Origin of the sequence: Micrococcus antarcticus, from assembly GCF_044872765.1 — a bacterium.
GTDB lineage: Bacteria > Actinomycetota > Actinomycetes > Actinomycetales > Micrococcaceae > Micrococcus.
Genome location: NZ_CP085253.1, coordinates 682090 through 698449 on the forward strand (window position 1 = coordinate 682090; position 16360 = coordinate 698449).

13 protein-coding genes are annotated in these 16360 nt (G+C 73.2%); 8 read left to right on the forward strand and 5 right to left on the reverse strand.

All coding sequences use genetic code 11. The annotated features are described in order from the left end of the window. Positions 1 to 15 precede the first annotated feature (15 nt). The 3 genes from LG274_RS03215 to LG274_RS03225 form a co-directional block, all read right to left on the reverse strand. Entirely contained in the window at positions 16 to 1680 is a 1665-nt protein-coding gene (locus LG274_RS03215; protein ID WP_298711210.1) for an RNA polymerase sigma factor, read from the reverse strand. A 208-nt stretch (positions 1681 to 1888) separates the two neighbouring features. Next, positions 1889 to 2953 carry a DUF4192 family protein gene (locus tag LG274_RS03220; protein ID WP_298711213.1) on the reverse strand — a complete coding sequence of 355 codons (1065 nt, stop codon included), beginning with the start codon at positions 2951 to 2953 and terminating at the stop codon, positions 1889 to 1891. A 37-nt stretch (positions 2954 to 2990) separates the two neighbouring features. Next, positions 2991 to 3980 (reverse strand): PAC2 family protein, encoded by a 990-nt coding sequence (locus tag LG274_RS03225; protein ID WP_298711216.1) that lies wholly within the window; start codon positions 3978 to 3980, stop codon positions 2991 to 2993. A gap of 242 nt (positions 3981 to 4222) precedes the next feature. On the opposite strand from LG274_RS03225, the gene LG274_RS03230 reads away from it, so the two are divergent. The 4 genes from LG274_RS03230 (at position 4223) to LG274_RS03245 (ending at position 9569) form a co-directional block, all read left to right on the forward strand. Beyond that, entirely contained in the window at positions 4223 to 5758 is a 1536-nt protein-coding gene (locus tag LG274_RS03230; RefSeq protein ID WP_298985504.1) for a leucyl aminopeptidase, read from the forward strand. A 117-nt stretch (positions 5759 to 5875) separates the two neighbouring features. Further along, the gene (gene lpdA / locus LG274_RS03235; RefSeq protein ID WP_298985502.1) at positions 5876 to 7255 is read left to right on the forward strand and encodes a dihydrolipoyl dehydrogenase; all 1380 of its coding nucleotides are present in this window, start codon (positions 5876 to 5878) and stop codon (positions 7253 to 7255) included. 108 nt (positions 7256 to 7363) lie between these two features. Beyond that, complete coding sequence (gene sucB / locus LG274_RS03240) at positions 7364 to 9208, forward strand: 2-oxoglutarate dehydrogenase, E2 component, dihydrolipoamide succinyltransferase (protein ID WP_404465386.1); 1845 nt, start codon at positions 7364 to 7366, stop codon at positions 9206 to 9208. A 10-nt stretch (positions 9209 to 9218) separates the two neighbouring features. Next, positions 9219 to 9569 carry a hypothetical protein gene (locus tag LG274_RS03245; protein WP_248115670.1) on the forward strand — a complete coding sequence of 117 codons (351 nt, stop codon included), beginning with the start codon at positions 9219 to 9221 and terminating at the stop codon, positions 9567 to 9569. Positions 9570 to 9655: 86 nt separating this feature from the next. Here LG274_RS03245 and LG274_RS03250 read toward each other — a convergent pair whose 3' ends face one another. Beyond that, the gene (locus LG274_RS03250) at positions 9656 to 11389 is read right to left on the reverse strand and encodes a serine/threonine protein kinase (RefSeq protein WP_298711229.1); all 1734 of its coding nucleotides are present in this window, start codon (positions 11387 to 11389) and stop codon (positions 9656 to 9658) included. Between the two features lie 176 nt (positions 11390 to 11565). On the opposite strand from LG274_RS03250, the gene lipB reads away from it, so the two are divergent. From lipB to LG274_RS03265, 3 genes are read left to right on the forward strand one after another with little or no spacing between them, the layout of a single operon-like run. After that, positions 11566 to 12267, forward strand: coding sequence for a lipoyl(octanoyl) transferase LipB (lipB, locus tag LG274_RS03255; protein ID WP_404465389.1), 702 nt, complete (start codon positions 11566 to 11568; stop codon positions 12265 to 12267). Next, a complete protein-coding gene (gene lipA / locus LG274_RS03260) occupies positions 12264 to 13271 on the forward strand; it encodes a lipoyl synthase (RefSeq protein ID WP_298711235.1) in 1008 nt (335 codons plus the stop codon). Before lipB ends, lipA begins: the two co-directional genes overlap by 4 nt. Positions 13272 to 13298: 27 nt before the next feature. Then, positions 13299 to 14105: a DUF4191 domain-containing protein gene (locus LG274_RS03265; protein WP_298711240.1), complete on the forward strand. Its 807-nt coding sequence runs from the start codon at positions 13299 to 13301 to the stop codon at positions 14103 to 14105. A gap of 85 nt (positions 14106 to 14190) precedes the next feature. Here the strand turns inward: LG274_RS03265 and LG274_RS03270 are convergent, their stop codons facing one another. Continuing rightward, positions 14191 to 14706 (reverse strand): RDD family protein, encoded by a 516-nt coding sequence (locus tag LG274_RS03270; RefSeq protein WP_404465392.1) that lies wholly within the window; start codon positions 14704 to 14706, stop codon positions 14191 to 14193. Positions 14707 to 14864: 158 nt separating this feature from the next. Between LG274_RS03270 and glnA the strand changes: the two genes are divergently transcribed. Continuing rightward, positions 14865 to 16289 (forward strand): type I glutamate--ammonia ligase, encoded by a 1425-nt coding sequence (glnA, locus tag LG274_RS03275; protein ID WP_404465394.1) that lies wholly within the window; start codon positions 14865 to 14867, stop codon positions 16287 to 16289. Positions 16290 to 16360: the final 71 nt, after the last annotated feature.

The window sequence follows — 16360 nt, forward strand, 5'->3', positions numbered from 1 at the left end:
CCGCCCTCCCCGCGATCAGTCCAGGTAGTCCCGCAGCACCTGCGAGCGGGACGGGTGGCGCAGCTTCGACATGGTCTTGGACTCGATCTGGCGGATGCGCTCGCGCGTCACGCCGTAGACCTTGCCGATCTCGTCCAGGGTCTTGGGCTGGCCGTCGGTGAGGCCGAAGCGCATGGCGACCACGCCGGCCTCACGCTCGGAGAGCGTGTCCAGCACGGAGTGCAGCTGTTCCTGGAGCAGGGTGAAGGAGACGGCGTCCGCGGGCACGACGGCCTCGGAGTCCTCGATGAGGTCGCCGAACTCGGAGTCGCCGTCCTCGCCGAGGGGGGTGTGCAGGGAGATGGGCTCGCGGCCGTACTTCTGGACCTCCACGACCTTCTCCGGGGTCATGTCCAGCTCCTTGGCGAGCTCCTCCGGGGTGGGCTCGCGGCCCAGGTCCTGGAGCATCTGGCGCTGCACGCGGGCCAGCTTGTTGATGACCTCCACCATGTGCACGGGGATGCGGATGGTGCGGGCCTGGTCTGCCATGGCGCGGGTGATGGCCTGGCGGATCCACCACGTGGCGTACGTGGAGAACTTGAAGCCCTTGGTGTAGTCGAACTTCTCCACGGCGCGGATGAGGCCGAGGTTGCCCTCCTGGATCAGGTCCAGGAAGAGCATGCCGCGCCCGGTGTAGCGCTTGGCCAGCGAGACGACGAGGCGCAGGTTCGCCTCGAGCAGGTGGTTCTTGGCGCGGCGGCCGTCGGCGATGATCAGCTCGTAGTCGCGGCGCACCCGGTAGTCGTCCACCGGGTTCTCCTTGAGCCAGTGCTCGGCGTACAGGCCGGCCTCGATGCGCATGGCGAGGTCCACCTCCTGCTCGGCGTTCAGCAGGGCCACCTTGCCGATCTGCTTCAGGTAGTCCTTCACCGGGTCGGCGGTGGCGCCGGCCACGACGACCTGCTGCACCGGGGCGTCGTCCTCGGAGTTGTCCACCACGAAGGCGCCCCGGACGACGGCGGGGCCGCTCGCCTTGGTGCCGGTGACGGACTCGGGGGCCATGGCCGGCGCCTGGTTCGCGTCCGAGCCGTCGGCGTCCTCATCGTCCGAGTCCTCGTCGGCGGTGGTGTCGCCCTTGGCGGCCAGCGCCTCGTCCTCCGGGCCCACCGCGTCGGCCTTGGCGGTCTCCTCGCGGGCGTCGACGGCCGCCTCGTCCGTCTCCGCCTCGGCGTCCGCGTCGGCGGCCTTCGCGGCGGCGGCCTTGGCGGCCGTCGCCTTCGTGGAGGCGGCCTTCGCAGCCGCCGTGGGGGCCGTGGCCTTGGACGCACCGGCGGTCTTCGCCGCGGTGGACCGGGTCGTCGACTTCTTGGCGGCGGTGCTCTTGGCGGTGCCGGTCGCGGACTTCGCGCCTGCCGCCGACTTCGTGCCGGCAGCGGACTTCGCCGCGGTCGTCTTGGCCGCGGTCGTCTTCGTCGCGGCGGCCTTCGTGGCTGCCGTGCTCGTTCGGGCCGTGGCCGTCTTCTTCGCCGTGGCGGTGGTCTTCTTCGCGGCGGTCCCGCTCGCCCGGGTGCGGGTGGCGGCCTTCTTGGCCGCACCGGTGCCGGTCGTCTCCGGGCCGTCCTGCGCTCCGCTGGTCGTCGAAGTGGTCACTCGTGGCCTTTCCGTCGGTCCGCGCCTGCGCGCGGATCCCCTGCAGTCCATATACGCGTGACCCTGTCAAGTCCCGGCCGCGGGCGACGACGTCGCCCGGGCCCGCAGACTGCAGGGTCCTGGAGTGCTCAACACCGAGGCGGCCGGGTCTATTCCACGCGGATCGCACCGAGGCGGACCGCGCGGCTCGACCGGCGCTGAACCGATCCATTGTCGCACGGTGCGGCAGGCCCCCACCCCGGCCACGCCCCGCGGGGCGTCACCGCCGCGGACCGGCCCGCCATGCGGTCTCCGGGGACGTCGCCCACCCCGCGACCAGGCCCGCTCCCGTGACGGCCCGCAGCACCGAGCCGAAGCGGTCCCTCGGGTCCAGCGCCTCGGCGGCCTCCAGGTGCGCGCTCGCCGCGGAGCCGTGGCCCCGTGCCCAGGAGACCCATGCCGCCACCGCGAGCGCCTGGGCCGCGTGGCGTGCCGGGGCGGTGCTCGCGATGCCCCGGCACGCCTCCCACAGGCGGTCGAGGGAGCGCCAGTCCGGCGGCTCCGGCGTCGAGGCCGTGAGGATCGGCTCCCGCGCGGCGCCGTCGGCCGCGGCGGCGTCCGGGCCGCACGCCGCCAGGACCACGAGGGCGTCGCGCCAGGCAGGGAGGACGAGCGGCCCGGCGAGGAGCTCGTGGTCCTGCGCGCACCCGCCGCGCAGCACGGTGCGCCACGCGTCCTGCCAGGCGGCCCGGCCGGCGGCGTCCTGTGGGTCCGGCGCCGGCCACCGCCGAGCGTCGGCGGGCGCCGCCCGTCGCGGCGGCGGCACGAGGACGTCGCGGTCCCGCAGGCCCCACACGGAACCCTGGGCGAGCAGGTGAAGGGAGAGGACGCTGGACTCAGGGCTGACCGCGCGCGCCTGCGACGCCGTGCCCCGCCCGGGAGGCCACGGCCAGGCCCGCTCACCCGCGCTGCACCACGCCTCGGCCACCGGGATGTCCGCACGGCACAGGGCGTCCTCGAGGGCCGGCCACCATGGAGGCGCGGCGGCCGCGCCGGGCTCGGCCGAGGCGTCGAGCACCAGGGCCAGGACGGCGGTCGCCCGGGCGTCCCGCCGGCAGACGCCGGCCACCGTGCGCGCCCAGCGCCCCTGCGCGTCGGCATGCCCCGGCAGGTCCACCCGCACGACGGCGCGCAGGAGGCGGTGCTCGAGGGTCACGAGGACGAGGCTCTGCCGGGGAAGGGTGCCGAGGGCGTGACCGACGTAGCCGAGGAGGTCGTCCACCCCGCGGGCGGAGAGGGTGCCGGGGGCGAGGGTGGGGGTGGGGGTGGGGGTGCAAGGGTCCATGGCCCGATCCTGGGTCGGGCGCCCCCGCCGCCGGGGGTCAGTCGGTCGGATCGGTGGAGGGCGGACCGGGCCGGTCCTCCTGTGCAGGATCCGTCCGCGTCCAGGGGTGCACCGCCCCGTCCCGCTCCGCGAGGTAGGCCTCGACGGCGGAGGCGAGCGCGTCGCCGTCGGGCAGTCCCCCGTCGGTCTCCAGGAGGGAGCGCTCCTGGTCCTCGGCGTTCTGGTCGAAGTTCTTCTCGAGCCCCGTGATCATGGACCGGACCTCCTCCGAGCCCGCCACCTGCCGCTCGATCTCCGCCTCGATCTCCCGGGAGGCGTCCCGCAGCTCGTCCGTGGGGAGCATGAGGCCCAGCGCGGCGCCCGCGTACTCGAGTGCGGCCACCGCCGCCTGGGGGAAGGCCGCCTCGCCGAGGTAGTGCGGCACGTGCAGGGTGTACCCGGCCGTGGGGATGCCGGCCTCCTGCGCGCGGACCTCCAGCATCTGCAGCGCCCCGGAGACGATGTCCGCCTCAGGGCTCCACGTGGAGAGCCCGCCGACGGCGTCCTGGCGGGAGCCGTGGGTGGTCACCCCGAGACGGCGGGTGTGCGGGACCGGCATGGGGGCGGCGTCGAGGAAGGTGAGGGAGTCCACCTGCCACTCCTCGGCGAGCCCGAGCAGCGCAGCGGTGAAGCGCTCCCACTGGAAGTCCGGCTCGGGGCCGGCCACCAGCAGGAACGGGTGGCCGATCAGGTCCTCCACCACCTCGACCCGCAGCGAGGGCATGCGCAGGTCTCTGTATCGGTCCCGCTCGAACCGCAGCCGCGGGCGGCGGGCCCGGTAGTCGAACATCTGGTCCAGGTCGAAGTCGGCGACGAGCCGGTGCGTGAGGTGCTCGCGCAGCGCCGAGCGCACCTGGAGGGCAACCCGACCCGCGTCCATGTGGCCCGTGAGCACGACCAGCATGCCCAGCCCCGGGGGGACGGCCAGGTCTGCGGCGCCCTCAGGCCCGCCGTCGTGACGTGTGTACAGCTGCGTGGGATCCTGCACCGCGCGCCCTCCCGGTTCGTCCTGCTCGATCTCGTCCTGCTGATGGTCTGCGGCGGACGCCCGTGGTCCCGGGCCCCGCCTCCGCCAGGGTCAACCTCCCCGACGGCCTCCCCTATTCCACCGCGGCGGGGCCAGGGGGCCGCCGGGGCCGTGACTAGGATGGCCGATGAGGGCCGCGTCACACGGGTGTCGCCGGCCCACCCGTCCCGCAGTCCCCGCCGAGAAGAGAAAGAGGCACCACCGTGATCACACAGGACCGCCCGTCCCTGACCGCCCGCACCCTCGAGGACGTGACCGCGTCCGCCCTGGTGGTGGGGGTGGGTTCCGGACCGGACGGGCCGCTGCTGCTCACGGATGCCCTGCCGGCCGAGGCGGCCACCGCGCTCGAGGCCTCGCTCGAGCTGTTGGGCGTGCGCGGCGGCGCGGACGAGGTCCACCGCCTCCCCGGCGTCGGCGGCTCCCCCGTGCCCCTGCTCGTGCTCGTGGGCGTGGGCCCGCTGGACGAGGAGGGCGGCGTGAGCTCCGAGGCGCTGCGCCGCGCGGCCGGCGCCGCCGTGCGCTCCCTGGCCGGCACCGACGCCGTGGCCCTCGCCCTGCCCTCCGACTCCGCGGAGCGCCTCGCCGCCGTCGCGGAGGGCGCCGCCATGGGCGCCTACGCGTTCACGGCCCTGAAGTCCGAGACCGTCCGCGAGGAGTCCCGCCGCTCCCGCCCGGTGCGGTCCCTCGAGGTCGTCACCGACCTGGGCGAGGACGTCGCCGGCCCCGCCCTGCGCCGCGCCGCCGTCGTGGGCGACGCCGTGTGCGCCGTGCGCGACCTCGTGAACACGGCCCCCTCACACCTCTACCCCTCCACCTTCGCGGACGCGGTGGAGCAGGACCTGGCCGGGACGTCCGTGGACGTCACCGTGTGGGACGAGGGGCGGCTGGCCGCCGAGGGCTTCGGCGGCATCCTGGCGATCGGCCAGGGCTCCTCCCGTCCGCCACGCCTCGTGCGCCTCGAGCACGCCCCGGAGGGCGTCGCCGCCCACATCGCCCTCGTGGGCAAGGGCATCACCTTCGACACCGGCGGCATCTCCCTCAAGCCGGCCGCCTCCATGATGACCATGAAGTCGGACATGGCCGGCGCCGCCACCGTGTTCGCCGTCGTCCGCGCCGCGGCCGCCCTCCAGCTGCCCGTGAAGGTCACGGGCTGGCTGGCCCTCGCGGAGAACATGCCCTCGGACACCGCCATCCGCCCCTCCGACGTCGTGACCATGTACGGCGGCAAGACCGTGGAGATCATGAACACGGACGCCGAGGGACGCGTCGTGATGGCCGACGCGCTCGTCGCCGCCACGGACGAGCGCCCCGACGCCGTGCTGGACATCGCCACCCTGACCGGCGCCCAGCTCGTCGCCCTCGGCACGCGCTACACCGGCGTGATGGGGGACGAGGCCCTGCGCGCGGAGGTCGTGGCGGCGGCCGACCGCGTGGGCGAGCTGGCGTGGGCCATGCCCATCCCGGAGAACCAGCGCGCCTCGCTGGACTCGCGCGTGGCGGACCTCTCGAACATGGGCGACAAGTTCGGCGGGATGATGACCGCCGCCGCCTTCCTGCGCGAGTTCGTCGACGCCGGCCGCGACGCCGCCGAGCGCGCCGAGAGCCCGACCCCGTGGGCCCACCTCGACATCGCCGGACCCTCCTTCAACGACGCCGCTGCCCACGGCTACACCCCCCGCGACGCGACCGGCGTGATGGTGCGCACCCTGGTTGGTCTCATCGCAGGACGCGCCGGGTAAGGTGGGCTCCGACGTCCGTCCCCCGTCCCGGTCCCGGCTCTGTGCCGGGCCGGCGGGGAGGCGGTGACCAGCAGGGATCCCCTGCTCCACCCACTCCCAGCACAAGGAGCATGACAAGTGGCCGATTCGGCAACCGCTCAGGAATTCGACGTCCTCGTCCTCGGCGGTGGCTCCGCCGGGTACGCGGCAGCCCTCCGGGCCGTCCAGTACGGCATGACCGTCGGCCTGGTCGAGAAGGCCAAGCTCGGCGGCACCTGCCTCCACTGGGGCTGCATCCCCACGAAGGCCTACCTCCACGCCGCCGAGGTGGCCGACGAGACCCGCCACGCCGAGAAGTTCGGCGTCAACGCCACGCTCGAGTCCGTGGACATGGCGAAGGTGCGCGACTACAAGGACGGCATCGTCGCCGGCAAGCACAAGGGCCTCACCGGCCTCATGAAGATGCGCAAGGTCCAGGTCATCGAGGGTGAGGGCAAGCTCGTCTCCCAGGACGAGATCGAGGTCGACGGCACCCGCTACAAGGCCAAGAACATCGTGCTGGCCTCCGGGTCCGTCTCGAAGACGATGGGCCTGCCGATCTCCAAGAAGATCATGACCTCCACCGAGGCCCTGGAGCTGGACTACACCCCCAAGTCCGCCATCGTGCTCGGCGGCGGCGTCATCGGGTCCGAGTTCGCCTCCCTGTGGAACTCGTTCGGCGTGGAGGTCACCATCATCGAGGGTCTGAAGAACCTCGTGGCCAACGAGGACCCCGCGATCATCAAGATCGTGGAGCGCGAGTTCAAGAAGCGCGGCATCAAGAGCAGCCTCGGCACCTTCTTCGACAAGGTCGAGGAGACCGAGTCCGGCGTCAAGGTGACCCTGGCCGACGGCAAGGAGTTCGAGGCCGAGGTGTGCCTCGTCGCCGTGGGCCGCGGCCCGAACACCGAAGGCCTCGGCTTCGAGGAGCAGGGCATCACCCTGGACCGCGGCTTCGTCATCACGAACGAGCGCCTCCACACCGGCGTGGGCAACATCTACGCCGTCGGCGACATCGTGCCCGGCCTGCAGCTCGCGCATCGCGGCTACCAGCAGGGCATCTTCGTCGCCGAGGAGATCGCGGGCAACACCCCGATGGTCGTCGAGGACATCAACATCCCGAAGGTCACCTTCACCGATCCCGAGATCATGTCCGTGGGCTACTCCCAGCCCAAGGCCGAGGAGAAGTTCGGCAAGGACAACGTCGAGGTCGCGGAGTACAACCTGGCCGGCAACGGCAAGTCCTCCATCCTCGGCACCGGCGGCATCATCAAGCTGGTGCGCCAGAAGAACGGCCCCATCGTCGGCGTCCACGGCGTGGGCAAGCGCATCAGCGAGCAGATCGGCGAGGCGCAGCTCATCGTGAACTGGGAGGCCTACCCGGAGGACGTCGCCCAGTTCGTGCACGCCCACCCGACGCAGAACGAGTCGCTCGGCGAGGCCGCGATGGCCCTGTTCGGCCACCCGCTGCACGGCTGACCGACCGAGCCAGACCCTTGACGGGGCCGTCCGACGGTCCCACCCACCCACCCCGGCGCGGCGGCGATCCGCAGCCGCCGCGCCACCCCCGTGAGGAGAGACGGTCCCATGTCCGAAACCGTGAACCTGCCCGCCCTCGGTGAGTCCGTCACCGAAGGAACCGTGACCCGCTGGCTGAAGGCCGTCGGCGACGAGGTCGCCGTCGACGAGCCCCTGGTGGAGGTCTCCACCGACAAGGTCGACACCGAGATCCCGTCCCCCGTGGCCGGCGTGCTCGAGGAGATTCTGGCCGACGAGGACGAGACCGTCGAGGTCGGCGCCCCGCTGGCGACCATCGGCGACGGCTCCGGCTCCGCGCAGTCCGACGACGCCCCGTCCGAGGAGCCCGCCGAGGCCGAGGAGCCGGCCACCGAGGAGGCCCAGGAGGACGAGCAGCAGCAGGAGCCCGCCGGTGAGCCCGCTCCCGAGGAGCGCGCCAGCACCGAGGCGGACCAGCAGTCCTCCGGCGACCAGGCCGGCGAGGCCACCGAGGTGACCCTCCCCGCCCTGGGCGAGTCCGTCACCGAGGGCACCGTCACCCGCTGGCTCAAGGAGGTCGGCGACGACGTGGAGGTCGACGAGCCGCTGCTCGAGGTCTCCACGGACAAGGTCGACACCGAGATCCCATCCCCCGTGGCCGGCACCCTGGTGGAGATCAAGGCCCAGGAGGACGAGACCGTCGAGGTCGGCGCCGTGCTGGCGCTCGTGGGCTCCGGCTCCGCCGGCGGCTCGCAGCCCTCGTCGGACGCCTCCCCCGCCGGGGACGAGGCCACCCCGGAGGAGATCGAGGACGCCGCCACCGAGGCCGCGGTCCCGACCGAGACCGAGGAGGCCGCCGAGGACGCCGGCACCGAGCCCGCCGCCGAGGCCCCCGAGGAGTCCGCCTCCGAGAAGGCGATCGAGCAGGAGTCCTCGGCGAAGGAGTCCGGCGAGGCGAAGGCCGAGCCCTCCGCGACCGAGCCCGGCCAGGGCTACGTCACCCCGCTGGTCCGCCGCCTGGCGCACCAGAACGACGTCGACCTCTCCACGGTGCGCGGCACCGGCGTGGGCGGCCGCATCCGCAAGCAGGACGTCCTGGCGGCCTCGCTCGCCAAGAAGTCCTCCGGTGACGAGGCCACTGCCCCCGCCGAGTCCGCCACCCCGGCCGCCTCTTCGGCCCCGCAGGCCGCCGCGTCCTCCGTGGACCCCTCGGTCCGCGGCGAGACCGAGAAGGCCCCGCGCATCCGCCAGGTTATCGCCCAGCGCATGCGCGAGTCCCTGGACCTCTCGACGCAGCTGACCCAGGTGCACGAGGTGGACATGACCCGCATCGTGCAGCTGCGCGCCAAGGCGAAGTCCTCCTTCCAGCAGCAGTCGGGCGTCAAGCTCACCTACCTGCCGTTCATCACGAAGGCCGTGGCCGAGGCGCTCAAGCAGCACCCCAAGCTGAACGCGTCCTTCTCCGAGGACAACAAGGAGATCACCTACCACTCCTCGGAGGACATCGCGATCGCGGTGGACACCGAGAAGGGCCTCCTGGTGCCCGTCATCAAGGACACCGGCTCGCTGAACCTGACGGGCATCGCGCAGAAGATCGCGGACGTGGCCGAGCGCACCCGGACCAACAAGATCTCCGCGGACGAGCTCTCGGGCGGCACCTTCTCCATCACCAACATCGGCTCCGTGGGCGCCCTGTTCGACACGCCGATCATCAACCAGCCGCAGGTGGGCATCCTGGGCACGGGTGCGATCGTGAAGCGCCCGATGGTGGTGGCCGACGCCGACGGCAACGACACCATCGCCATCCGCCACATGATGTACCTGTCCCTGACCTACGATCACCGCCTCGTGGACGGCGCGGACGCCGGACGCTTCCTCCAGACGCTCAAGCAGCGCCTCGAGGCCGGCGAGTTCGCTCCCGAGCTCGGCCTCTGAGGGGACCGTCATGGACGTCCTGACCACCATCCTGGTGACGATCCACGTGGTCTCGGCCGCGGCGATCGTGGGCGGCTGGTTCGCCCACTTCCGCAACCCCACCGTGACCGCCTCGCAGTGGATCGGCTCGATCGGCATGATCCTCACGGGCATCGCGCTCTTCGGCGTGGCCATGGCCACGTGGGAGGACCCGAACCACATGAAGCTGGGGATCAAGTTCCTGATCGGCGTCATCGTGTTCGTGGCCGCCCTGCTGGGTCGGCGCCGCCTCAACCGCGGCGAGGCCGTGCCCACCGGCCTGGCCCACGCCGTGGGCGGCCTGGGCCTGGTCAACATGCTGATCGCGCTGCTCTGGCACTGATCCGCCTCTGCGGCTGAGCCGCGTTCACGCCGTGTGCCCCGAGGAGAGATCCTCGGGGCACACGGCGTTCCCCGTCCCCGGACGGCTCAGCGAGGGTCCACCCGTTCCACGCGCCACCGCGTCCCGTCCGCGCGCAGGGTCAGCTCCACGGCCTCGTCTCGCTCCTCCACGTCCCCGACGACGGCGCCGGCGCCGTCCTGCACCGCGTGCGCACTCGTGACGATCCGGGCCGGCACCCGCAGCGCATCCCCCTCGACCTCGGCGGCCCCGTCCGGCTCCACGGACACCGTGAGCCCGGCGAACGCGTAGCCGCCGCCGGCCAGGTCCCGCTGCACTGCGGCGTCCCTGCGCCACGCGGGACTGCCCGGCACGGCGTAGGCCTCCAGCCGCTCCGCCCGCGGGTCCTCGAGCGCGGCCGTCCGCGCGCGGCCCACCCCCGCCAGGACCTCCTCGAGCGCGACGGCGTCCTCCGACAGCTCCTCCGGGCGGGCCGAGGCCTCGGTGCCGGTGGACGGGTCCCCGGGCGCCTCCCCGGAGGCCTCCCCCGACACCCCGTGCCGGGTGGACGACGCCGCAGCGTCCGGCGGCCGGCCGGGCGCACTCGACGAGGGCGGGGTGCCCGACGCGGGGGCGGCACCCGACGGCGCCGTCGGCGCCGCCGGTCCCTGTCCCTCCCCGGCTGCGGGGCCGTCCGCGGTCCGGTGCAGCACGGCGCCCGCCACGGCCAGCCCCGCCAGGAGCGCGACGGCCCCCGCCGCGAGTCCCACGGCCGGTCCAGGCGCCCGTCGGCCTCGCCGGCCCACCGCACCTCGGCCCCCGGTCCGCCTCCGCCGTCCGTGCCTCGTGCCCGGCCCTCCGCCGCCGCCGGGCAAGAGCGTGGGCAGCAGGTGGGCCACCTCGATCGGAGCCGCCTCGTGGAGGGGAACGGCCTCCGGAGCGGCGGCCGCGTAGGCGGCGGAGGCGCCCTCCAGGGCGCTCGGCCTGCCCGCGGGGTCGGGGTCGAGCGCCGCGTCCAGCAGGATCGCGAGCTCCGGGGGGACCTCCGGCACGAGCACGGGCAGCGGCGCCCGGCTGCCGTGGGGCCCGGGCGCCCGGCCGGTCAGCGCGAACCACCCGAGGGCCGCCCACGAGAACACGTCCGACGCGGCGGTGAGCGGGTCCGGCGCAGCGGCCCGCTCCCCGTCCGCCGGCGCCTCCGCCTCCTGCAGCGCCCGCAGCACCTCGGGCGCCGCGAACCCGGGCGTGCCGCCGACACCCTGGGCTCCCCCGACGACGCGCGCCACCCCGAGGTCCGCGAGGGCCGGGCTGCCGTCCACGCCGAAGAGCACGTTGCCCGGGGAGACGTCCCCGTGGACGATCCCGTGCTCGTGCAGCCGGGCCAGGGCCTGGGCCATGGGCACGAGGACGGTCACCGCCTGGCCCGGGGTGAGCGGCCCGGCCTCGCGCACGAGGTCCGCGAGCGAGCCCGCAGGCCGATGCTCGCTCAGCATGCCCGTGCCCTGGTCCGTCGGCACGGTTCCCAGCACGGCGACGAGGTGCGGATGCCGCACGTGCGCGAGGGCAGCCGCCTCCGCCGAGAGCGAATCCCCCGCGGCCGGGGAGCGGGGCACCTTGAGGGCGGCCTCGCCCCCGGCGGCGTCCCGGACCAGCCACACGCGAGCCTGGGACCCCTCGCCCAGCAGCCGCACGGCCTCCCAGCCGGGGACCCGGGGAGCGCCGCCCTCGGCCGCGTCCTCCGGCGCCGTCCCCGGCTCCGCTCCCGCGGGATCCAGGCGCCCGTGCCGAGCCTCGGGCCCCTCGCCCCCTCCGTGCGCCCCCATCGCGCGCTCCCCTCCCGATCCCTCCGACCGCCTCCGACAGGCGCCCGGGAGGGCCTCCTCCGGCCCCCGCCACCATCGTGCCTCCTCCAGGACCCGCGATCCGGGTTGTCCACAGGCCGAGGCGGACCCGTTCCTCCGCGTCCGGCTCCCGGGGCCCGAGGGATACAGTGGACGGCATGTCCGACCCCCTCCTCCCTCCCCTGCGCGTGCTCGGCCTGGCCCCTGGCCTCGTCGACTACCACGCGGCATGGGACCGCCAGAAGTCGCTCCACGACGACGTCGTCGCCGGCCGCTCGGACGGCGAGTTCCTGCTCCTCGAGCACGCCCCGGTGTACACCGCGGGCCGCCGCACCGAGGACCACGAGCGTCCCGCCGACGGCGCCCCCGTGGTGGACGTGGACCGCGGCGGGAAGATCACGTGGCACGGCCCCGGCCAGCTGGTCGGCTACCCCGTGGTGCGCCTGAAGGACAGCGCGCACGTGAAGGACTACGTGTGGTTCCTGGAGGAGCTGCTGATCCGCACGGCCGCCGAGTACGGCGTCACCGCCGTCCGCGTGGACGGCCGGGCCGGCATCTGGGTCCTCAGCGACACGGACGCCGACGGCGCGGCGCGCCCGGACCGCAAGCTCGGCGCCATCGGCCTGGCCATCCACGACGGCGTGTCCACCCACGGCTTCGCCCTGAACTGCTCCAACTCCCTCGCCCCCTACGCGGGCATCATCGCGTGCGGCATCGCCGACGCCGCCACCACCACGCTCACCGAGGAGACGGGCCGGACCATCACGCCGGCCGACGTCGTCCCCGTGCTCACCCGCCACCTGGAGGAGCTCGGTCCCCGGTACATCGCCGTCACCCCCACGGAAGGACCCACCGCATGAGCACCGCACCCGAAGGACGCCGCCTGCTGCGCGTCGAGGCCCGCAACGCCGAGGTCCCCGTGGAGCGCAAGCCCGAGTGGACCAAGGCCAAGGTGCACATGGGCCCGGAGTACATCTCCCTGAAGAACAAGGTGAAGGGCTCCGGCCTGCACACCGTGTGCGAGGAGGCCGGCTGCCCCAACATCTTCGAGTGCTGGGAGGACCGCGAGGCCACGTTCCTCATCGGCGGCGACATCTGCACCCGGCGCTGCGACTTCTGCGACATCGCCTCGGGCCGTCCTCTCCCCCTGGACATGGACGAGCCGCTCAAGGTCGCCGAGAACATCCGGGAGATGGACCTGCGCTATGCCACCGTCACGGGCGTGGCCCGCGACGACCAGAAGGACGGCGCCGCGTGGCTCTACGCGGACACCATCCGGCGCATCCACGAGCTGAACCCCGGGACCGGCGTCGAGATCCTGCCCCCGGACTTCGGGGCGGTCCCCGAGCTCGTGCAGCAGGTCTTCGACGCCCGCCCGGAGGTCTTCGCCCACAACCTGGAGACCGTGCCGCGCATCTTCAAGCGCATCCGTCCCGCCTTCACGTACGAGAAGTCCCTCCGCGTCCTGACGATGGCCAAGGCGGACGAGCTGGTGACCAAGTCCAACCTCATCCTGGGCATGGGCGAGACGGACGAGGAGATCGACCAGGCGCTCGTGGACCTCCACGAGGCCGGCTGCGACATCATCACGATCACGCAGTACGTGCGCCCGTCCAAGCTCCACCACCCGATCGACCGCTGGGTGAAGCCCACCGAGTTCGTGCAGTGGTCGGAGCGCGCCGAGCAGATCGGCTTCACGGGCGTCATGGCCGGCCCCCTCGTGCGCTCCTCCTACCGCGCCGGGAAGCTCTACGCGCAGGCCATGGAGCGCCTCGGCCGCACGCTGCCCGCGAACCTCACCCACCTCGCCGGCGAGCGGACCGCGCGCCAGGAGGCCTCGGCCGTCGTCGCGCGGATGTCCTGATCCGGCCCCGGTAGACTGGACCCCGCTATGGCCAAGAACACGCAGACCCCCTCGCCCTCCGCCGGATCCACCTCCCTCAAGGAGGTCAAGGCCATGCAGCGCGAGCGGCGCCGCCAGATGAAGGTGGACGCGAAGGCGGACCGCCGGCGCAAGCGCTCCTCCGGCGGCCCCGGCATCCTCACGCAGCTCAAGCAGGTCTTCGCCATGACCCGCCAGCACAACCCGAAGGTCGTGCTGTGGATGGCGCTGGCCTTCTCGGCTGCGCTGGTGGTGGGCCTGGTCATCGGCCTGCTGCTGCACAACTGGATCACGTGGCTGCTGATCGCCATCCCCTTCGGCGTGCTCGCCGCGGTGATCGTGATGAACCGCCTCGCGGAGCGGGCCATGTTCGCCCAGCTCGAGGGGCGTCCCGGATCCGTCGGCGCCGCCCTGTCCACGCTGCGCCGCGGCTGGATCGTGCCCGAGCAGCCCGTGGCCGTGAACCCGAAGACCCAGGACGTCGTGTACCGCGCGATCGGCCGCCCCGGCGTCGTGCTCGTCACCGAGGGCCCCGCCCCGCGCCTGGCGAAGCTGCTGTCCAAGGAGGAGCGCAGCCTCGAGCGCTTCCTGCCCAACGTGCCCGTGCACGTGGTGCAGGCCGGCAACGGGGAGGGCCAGACGCCCCTGCACCTCGTGCCCAAGACGCTGAAGTCCATGAAGAAGACGCTCACCGACCAGGAGGTCAGCGCGATCGACAAGCGCCTGTCCGCCCTGAACACCTCCCGCCCTCCGATCCCCAAGGGGATCGACCCGATGCGCGCCCGCGCCGACCGCCGAGGCATGCGCGGCCGCTGAGGCCCGCTCGGTGCCACGTCCGGACCGGACGCGACAGGGGCGGCCCACCAGCACGGTGGGCCGCCCCTGTCGCGTCTCGGCGCGCTCACATGCGGATCTCGACGGTGCCCGCCACGCGGTCATGCATGCCGCGCCCATCGGGGTCCACCACGACGGCGGGCAGCACGAGGCACAGCAGGACCGTCCGGACGAGGACGCGGTGGACGGGCGCGGTGCGGCCGCCCACGCGCACCACCTGGGTGCGCAGCAGGGCCTTGCCCACGGTGGTGGCCAGCAGGGAGATCCCGACGACGTGCACCACCGCGAAGACGAGCAGCGTGGCGATCGCCTCACCGCCGAACACGAGGTTCGAGACGACGAGGGCGAGCGCCCAGTCGATGCACAGCGCCCCGAATCGGCGGGCGGCCGTCGCCATGGAGGCCGGGCCGCGCTGGGGGAGGCCGAGGAGGTCGCCGGGCCACCGCCCCGCCGCGCGGCCGCCGCCCGGACCGTCCACCCACCCCGCGAGGTCCGAGCGCGTGATGAGCGGCTCGGCGCGGTCTCCGGCGCCGCGCCGGGACTCGTCGGGCCGGTCAGGGGGGTCGGTCGCTCGGTGTGCCACCCCTCCAGCGTAGTCGTCGCCCGGCGCGCCACAGCAGTCACGAAGAGTCTCTGGCTACGCTGGAACGTCGCCCCCTGAGTAGTATGGAGGGCGTCGGCCGGCGGGCCCGGGTGTCTGCCGGCGCCCCCGTTCCGTCCCAGGAAGGCCAGGAGAGAACCGTGTTCACCTCCCCCGCAGAAGTCCTCGCGTACATCGAGCAGGAGGGTGTCGAGTTCGTCGACATCCGCTTCACCGATCTGCCGGGCATGCAGCACCACTTCAACGTCCCCGCCTCCTCCGTGGACGAGGACTTCTTCGTCACGGGCCAGCTGTTCGACGGCTCCTCCATCCGCGGCTTCGCCGGCCTGGCCGAGTCCGACATGCAGCTCATCCCGGATGTGGAGACCGCCTACCTGGACCCGTTCCGCGTGCGCAAGACGCTCGCCATGAACTTCTCCATCGTGAACCCCCGCACCGGCGAGCCCTACCGCCGCGACCCCCGCGGCGTGGCCCAGCGCGCCGAGGCCTACCTCACCTCCACGGGCATCGCGGACACCGCGTTCTTCGCCCCCGAGGCCGAGTTCCACGTGTTCGACGACGTGCGCTGGGAGTCCTCCGCGCGCGGCGCCTCCTACGCCGTGGACTCCGAGGAGGCCTACTGGAACACCAACCGCGTGGAGGAGGGCGGCAACCTCGGCTACAAGACGCCCAAGCAGGGCGGCTACTTCCCCGTCTCCCCCACGGACAAGCAGGCCGACCTGCGGGACGAGATCTGCACGATGCTCGCCGAGGTGGGCCTGACGGTGGAGCGCTCCCACCACGAGGTGGGCTCGGCCGGCCAGGCGGAGATCAACTACCGGTTCAACACCCTCACCCACTCCGCGGACGACCTGCTGAAGTTCAAGTACGTCGTGAAGAACGTCGCCGACATGTTCGGCAAGTCCGCCACCTTCATGCCGAAGCCGGTCTTCGGCGAGGCCGGCTCGGGCATGCACTGCCACCAGTCGCTGTGGATGGGCGGCGAGCCGCTGTTCTACGACGAGAAGGGCTACGCCAACCTCTCGGACACCGCGCGCTGGTACATCGGCGGCCTGCTGCACCACGCCTCCGCCGTGCTGGCGTTCACCAACCCGACGGTGAACTCCTACCGCCGCCTCGTGCCCGGCTACGAGGCCCCGGTCTCGATGGTCTACTCGCAGGGCAACCGCTCCGCGGGCATCCGCATCCCGATCACCGGCTCCAACCCGAAGGCCAAGCGCCTCGAGTTCCGCGCCCCGGACTCCTCGGGCAACCCCTACCTCGCGTTCGCCGCGCAGCTGATGGCCGGCCTGGACGGCGTCCGCAACCGCATCGAGCCGGCCGAGCCGATCGACAAGGACCTCTACGAGCTGCCCCCGGAGGAGGCCGCGGACATCCAGAAGGCGCCCACGAGCCTCGAGGAGGCGCTCGGCGCGCTCGAGGAGGACCACGAGTTCCTCCTCGCCGGTGACGTGTTCACCGAGGAGATCATCCGCACCTGGATCGACTACAAGCGGGAGAAGGAGCTCACCCCGCTCTCGCTGCGGCCGAACCCCTACGAGTTCGAGCTGTACTACTCCTGCTGACCCGCGCCTCCGCGCGGTCCACGACGCCGGCCGGTCGTCTCCCCCGGGGAGGCGGCCGGCCGGCGTCGTGC

Excerpts from the sequence above, each read along its gene's own strand:
- LG274_RS03215 (WP_298711210.1), bottom strand. The coding sequence starts at position 1,680 with ATGGACTGCAGGGGATCCGCGCGCAGGCGCGGACCGACGGAAAGGCCA.
- LG274_RS03220 (WP_298711213.1), bottom strand. The coding sequence starts at position 2,953 with ATGGACCCTTGCACCCCCACCCCCACCCCCACCCTCGCCCCCGGCACC.
- sucB (WP_404465386.1), top strand. The coding sequence starts at position 7,364 with ATGTCCGAAACCGTGAACCTGCCCGCCCTCGGTGAGTCCGTCACCGAA.
- LG274_RS03245 (WP_248115670.1), top strand. The coding sequence starts at position 9,219 with ATGGACGTCCTGACCACCATCCTGGTGACGATCCACGTGGTCTCGGCC.
- LG274_RS03250 (WP_298711229.1), bottom strand. The coding sequence starts at position 11,389 with ATGGGGGCGCACGGAGGGGGCGAGGGGCCCGAGGCTCGGCACGGGCGC.
- lipB (WP_404465389.1), top strand. The coding sequence starts at position 11,566 with ATGTCCGACCCCCTCCTCCCTCCCCTGCGCGTGCTCGGCCTGGCCCCT.
- lipA (WP_298711235.1), top strand. The coding sequence starts at position 12,264 with ATGAGCACCGCACCCGAAGGACGCCGCCTGCTGCGCGTCGAGGCCCGC.
- LG274_RS03265 (WP_298711240.1), top strand. The coding sequence starts at position 13,299 with ATGGCCAAGAACACGCAGACCCCCTCGCCCTCCGCCGGATCCACCTCC.